At 67.4% G+C, this 3155-nt stretch carries 3 protein-coding genes; 2 read left to right on the forward strand and 1 reads right to left on the reverse strand.

The features are described from left to right. Positions 1-123: 123 nt before the first annotated feature. Positions 124-1335: a serine hydrolase domain-containing protein gene (locus F9K34_RS18080; RefSeq protein WP_291338500.1), complete on the forward strand. Its 1212-nt coding sequence runs from the start codon at positions 124-126 to the stop codon at positions 1333-1335. A 105-nt stretch (positions 1336-1440) separates the two neighbouring features. Here the strand turns inward: F9K34_RS18080 and F9K34_RS18085 are convergent, their stop codons facing one another. Next, positions 1441-2205: a GntR family transcriptional regulator gene (locus F9K34_RS18085; RefSeq protein WP_291338501.1), complete on the reverse strand. Its 765-nt coding sequence runs from the start codon at positions 2203-2205 to the stop codon at positions 1441-1443. Between the two features lie 369 nt (positions 2206-2574). On the opposite strand from F9K34_RS18085, the gene F9K34_RS18090 reads away from it, so the two are divergent. Continuing rightward, positions 2575-3155 (forward strand): dihydrodipicolinate synthase family protein (locus F9K34_RS18090; protein WP_291338502.1); only part of this gene is annotated, 581 nt, incomplete at its 3' end.

Raw genomic sequence — 3155 nt, forward strand, 5'->3', positions numbered from 1 at the left:
GCATGAGCGCGCCGCCGGACAGCCGCCGGGCGGAAACGCCCTGCCGTTCGGGAAGTCGCTGCGACCCCGTTGCATTCCCCTCCGCGCCATGCGCGAATGCGCCATCCCGGGGGGAGGGAGCCGATGCGCAGCTACCGCAATTCTGACACGCCGCCACCGATCATGGAGGGTGCGCCGCCGCCCGCCGACATGCGCGTCCCCTTCATCGACTGGGACCGGCCGCCGTGGAACCGCTGGGCCTTCCAGCGCGTCCGCCAGATCCTGCCCACCGCGCCGATCCGCCGGGGTGCGCGGGTCTCGCCGCTGCCGGCGGCCGAGGGCAGTCTCGACGACTTCGCCTATCGCCGTGGCGACGGGACGAGCACGACCTTCGCCGAGATGCTCGACACGACCTACACCGACGGCATGTGGGTCTGGAAGGACGGCCGCGTCCTGCACGAGAGCTATCACAACGGCATGGACGCGCGGACGCTGCACCTGTTGCAGTCGGTCTCGAAGTCGATCACCGCGACGGCGGGGGCGACCCTGATCGCCGACGGCCTCCTCGACCCGGCCGCCCCGGTGACGGAGTATCTGCCGGAGCTTGCCCGGACCGCGTGGGCCGGGGCCACGGTTCGGCAGGTGCTCGACATGACAACCGGCGTGCGCTTCACAGAAACCTACGACCAGCGCGATAGCGACATCGGCAAGATGGATTACTGCAGCGGCTGGAAGCCCGCCCCGCCGGATACCGACGTGTCCGACTGGCCGAGCTGCATCTGGGAGCAGATCCTCGGGCTCTCGCACAAGGATGCCGAACACGGCGCGCGCTTCGCCTATCGTTCGATCGAGACCGATGTCTTCGCGCATGTGATGCAGCGCGTCAGCGGCAGGCGCTTGCCCGACCTCATCTCGGAGCGGCTGTGGCAGCCCCTCGGCGCCGAGGAGGATGCCGAGATCACGGTGGACCGGGTGGGCTACGGGCTCGCCTGTGGCGGGATCAGTGCCGCATTGCGCGATCTGGGGCGCTTCGGGCTGGCCTACCTGAATGACGGGCAGGTGGAGGGCCGACAGGTCATCCCGCGGGCCTGGGTCGAGGACGTGCGGGCCGGGGCCCACGGGCTCTTCGACGATGCGTCCCGGGCGGAGTTTCCCAACGGCTGCTACCGCAACCAGTTCTGGATCGAGGACAAGGACCGGCCGCGCCACCTCTGCCTCGGGATCTTCGGCCAGATGATCTACGTCGCCCCTGACGCGGGCCTCGTGGCTGCCAAGGTCTCCACCTGGCCCGATGCGCTGGACAGCGGGCACATGATGGCGGCGGTTGAGGCACTGCGGGCGGTGTCTGAAGCCTGAGCGCGGCCGGCGGCGGGTGCGATCAGGTACGGCCCGCGAGATTCCTATGTGCGCCATGCGTCCTGTCCACATGGCCCCGGGGGCGCGTGATCCCCGGGCTCGCTCTCATCGCGCGGCGGCGCGCTCCGCCGGATATTCGGAGGGCAGGGACTTCGACAGTTTCATGTCAGCCGCGCGATTGCTGGCCATGTAGTGCATGAAGCGATCGCGGAACTGTCGCGTGTGGGCATGGGCGAGGTCGTCCGCCCGCTCGGCGTCGCGGTCTATGATGGCCTGCAGGATCTGGTCGTGCTCGTCGGTCAGGAGGAATTCATCCTGCGAGCGCGCAAGATAGTCGAAGTGCAGATGGAGCATCCGGCGCCCCTCGCCGAGCAGGCGTTCGTACTGCGCGGTGAGATAGGGATTGCGGCCGGCCCGCGCGACCGCGACGTGGAATTGCAGGTTGGTCTGCGACATTTCCAGGTAGTCATTGTGCTTCACCGCGACCTCGAAGGCCATCATCTCCCGGCGGATCGCCGTGATGTCGGCGTCGGTCCGGTAGTGCGCGGCCAGCCGCGTGTTCGCGCGCTGCAGCAAGTCCAGCGCCTCGATGTACTTCGGGAAGGCGACGAGATCGAGCGGCGCGACCTGCGTCGATCTGTTGGACAAGGTCACGAGCAGCCCCTCCGCAGCCAGACGGATGATCGCCTCGCGAATCGGCGACCGTGACATCCGGAACCGGGCCGCGAGATCCGTCTCGTCCAGATGCTGTCCGGGCGCCAGGTCCAGCGTCAGGATCTCCGCCTTCAGGCGCTCGTAGACGATCCGCGCCCCGTCGCCCTTCAGGCGTGGAACCGGGGTCGGATCGGGCAAGTCGTCAGTCTTGTTCATGTTCTCGGCGTCCATCGGTCGGGTGGCCAGGTATCAGGTGCCAGACTGCCATGCGCGGGGGCGGCAAGCCCATCCCGTTCTTGTCAATGCTGTCGATAATGTGTAGACAGGCGGCTTAATAGTCAACACGGTGTCGACACAATTCTGAATGGGAGGGTTCGCTAATGGGTCCGATGGTCCCGTCAGCCCAAAAGTCCGACCGGGGGGTGCGTGGCCCTCGGGCGCGGGTTCGTCCGTCCCGTGGTGGCCCGCGCGGCGCGCCGGTCGTCCGGCCGAAGAGTGCGGGCCGACATCTCCGCGACAGGTTCCGGGGCGCGCGCGGAAGCGCCGGGACCGATCGGCAATCAGCCTGACCGAGAGGAAGAAAACATGAAGCTTTCCGGAGTGATGCCCGCCCTTGTCACCCCTTTCGATGTCAAGGGTGCGATCGACTTTGCCGCCCTTGGGCTGCACCTTGCCAACCTGCGCGCGGCCGGCGTTTCGGGCTGGGTGCCCTGCGGGTCATCGGGGGAATACAACCTGATGAGCGACGACGAGCGCGACCAGGTGCTGCGTTTCGTCAAGGATTTCGCCAGGCCGGGCGAGACGCTGATCGCCGGGACCAACGCGCCCTCGACCGCCGGGGTGATCGCCAACACCAAGCGCGCGAAGGACATGGGCTATCATGCCGTCCTGCTGGCCGTGCCCTTCTACACCAAACCAACGCAGGCCGAGATCATCCGCCACTTCAACGCAGTGATCGAGGCGACCGACATGAACATCGTCCTCTACTCCTACCCCGGCAAGGACGGGGTCGAGATCGGGTACGAGGCACTGGATGCGCTCGCGGACAATCCGCGTGTGATCGGCATCAAGGAATCCTCGGGCGTGATGCAGCGGGCGATCGGCATTTCCACCCGTTATCGGGGGCGGATCCAGCTGGTCTCCGGCTCGGACGACATCGCCTGGGA

Source organism: Albidovulum sp., from assembly GCF_008933605.1.
Classification (GTDB): Bacteria; Pseudomonadota; Alphaproteobacteria; order Rhodobacterales; family Rhodobacteraceae; genus Albidovulum.

What these genes read in the sequence shown, in the direction of transcription:
- F9K34_RS18080 (WP_291338500.1), top strand. Translation starts at nt 124, where the DNA reads ATGCGCAGCTACCGCAATTCTGACACGCCGCCACCGATCATGGAGGGT.
- F9K34_RS18085 (WP_291338501.1), bottom strand. Translation starts at nt 2,205, where the DNA reads ATGAACAAGACTGACGACTTGCCCGATCCGACCCCGGTTCCACGCCTG.